Genomic DNA, 1,885 nt, shown 5'->3' with positions numbered 1-1,885 from the left:
CCGCCAAACCCCCCCCGGGGCCCCCCCCCCCCCGCCCGCCGCGCCCCCCCCCCCGGGCCTTGTGCCAACCAAGGTTGGCACCTACCAGAGCCGGTGCGCGTAATTACGCCAGCACGAAGCGCTCGATCGCGCGGGCCACGCCTTCGTCGGTGTTCGGTGTGGTTTCGAAACGCGCCACCGCCTTCACTGCGTCAATGGCGTTGCCCATGGCCACGCTGGTGCCGGCGAACTGCAGCATGGTCAGATCGTTTTCCTGATCGCCAATGGCCATCACGTTGGCGCGGTCGATGCCCAGGTGCTCGGCCAGGCGCTGCAGGCTGGGCCCCTTGCCAGCGCGGTGGTCGAACACTTCCAGGAAGAACGGTGCGCTCTTCAACACGGCGAAGCGTTCGGTCAGTTCGGCCGGCAAGCGGGTGATGGCGGCATCCAGCACGTCGGGTTCGTCGATCATCATCAGCTTGATGAAAGACATCGAGGGGTCCATGTCCTGCACGCGGCGGTACGACAGCGGCACGTGGGACAGGTGCGAATCGATGACGGTGTAGCGGCTGATGTCCTGATTGGTGGTGTACAGGCGCTGGCCATCCAGCGCCTGGAAGTGCACGCCCAGCTGCCGCGAAACCTGTTCGCAGTACAGGAAGTCATCGAAGCTGAGCGGGAATTCCACCACTGTTTCGCGCGTGCCGATGCGCTGCACCAGGCCGCCGTTGCAGGCAATGCAGTAATCGTCATTGCCGGTGATGCCCAGTTCCTGCAGGAACGGCGCCAGCCCGGACACCGGACGGCCGCTGGTCAGCACGATATGCACGCCCAGCGCGCGCGCCTGCGCAATGGCCTGTTTGGCGCGCGCGGTCAGCTTGTGCGCCGGGTCCAGCAGGGTGCCATCCATATCAATGGCGACCAGTTGGATGGTCGATTGCCTGCGGCCCATGTCCATCAGTTTTATTTCCAGCGCGGGACCCTCCATTTTAGGCCAGGCCGACGGCGGCTGCCGTTCTCATGTGCGGTTCAGCCGCGCGCCGCCGTTGGCGGCCATACTCGGCAAGCCTGTGCGCCCCACCGCAGGACGGCCCCATGACCGCCCTACCCTGGAGATCCAGACGCATGACCTACCGCGCCCCCGAGGCCACCGACACCGCCCCGCTGGCAGAGCAGATTGAAGACCTGATCGACGGCCTGCCCGGCCAGCACATCCGCGTGGGCACCCTGCTGCAGGCCCTGGGCGATGAGGGCCTGATGCTGATCGTGATCCTGCTGTCGGCCATTTTCCTGATTCCAGTGTCCATTCCCGGCCTGAGCACGGTGTTTGGTGCGTCCATCCTGCTGATTGGCCTGAGCCGCGTACGCGACCGGCCGCTGTGGGTGCCGCAGCGCCTGGCCGAGCGCGAGGTGGCCACCGACAAGCTGCGCGCCAACCTGGGCCGGGCCCTGAAGTGGGTGCACCGCATGGAGCGCCTGTCACAGCCAATGCGGCTGGCGGTGATGGTGCGCTCGAAGAAGATGATGCGCGTGAACAACCTGGCGCTGGTGGTGGCCACGCTGCTGCTGATGGCCCCGGCCGGGCCGATTCCCTTCAGCAATACGCTGCCCGCGCTGGCGCTGATGTCGTTTGCCATCGGCTTCATCCAGCGCGATGGTGCCGCGGTGGCGGCCGGGTATGCCTTCGTGGTGGCCACGATGGTGTACTTCGGCGTGCTGCTGGGCGGCGTGGGCTTTGCCGCCGAATCGGTGTTCAGCGGACTGCGCGGGAGCACCGCCGAGCTGTAGAGCCAAGCCATGCTTGGCTGCTTTTCGCCTTTCGTAGAGTCGAGCTTGCTCGACTGCTCTTCGCCTTTCGTAGAGTCGAGCTTGCTCGACTGCTGTTGGCAGAAGCAGTCGAGCAAGC

Annotated in this window: 2 protein-coding genes; one reads left to right on the top strand and one right to left on the bottom strand. The window is 66.0% G+C overall.

Going from position 1 to position 1,885, the window contains the following annotated elements; genetic code table 11:
* Positions 1-103 precede the first annotated feature (103 nt).
* A complete protein-coding gene (yidA, locus tag IAE58_RS19835) occupies positions 104-937 on the bottom strand; it encodes a sugar-phosphatase (protein WP_199933819.1) in 834 nt (277 codons plus the stop codon).
* A 167-nt stretch (positions 938-1,104) separates the two neighbouring features.
* On the opposite strand from yidA, the gene IAE58_RS19830 reads away from it, so the two are divergent.
* Positions 1,105-1,767, top strand: a complete 663-nt coding sequence (locus IAE58_RS19830) for an exopolysaccharide biosynthesis protein (protein WP_199933820.1) — start codon at positions 1,105-1,107, stop codon at positions 1,765-1,767.
* Positions 1,768-1,885 lie beyond the last annotated feature (118 nt).

Origin of the sequence: Stenotrophomonas sp. S49 (genome assembly GCF_016624905.1) — a bacterium.
GTDB lineage: Bacteria > Pseudomonadota > Gammaproteobacteria > Xanthomonadales > Xanthomonadaceae > Stenotrophomonas.
The sequence above is the reverse complement of the archived record's forward strand: the minus strand, read 5'-3'. Positions and strand labels throughout refer to the sequence as shown.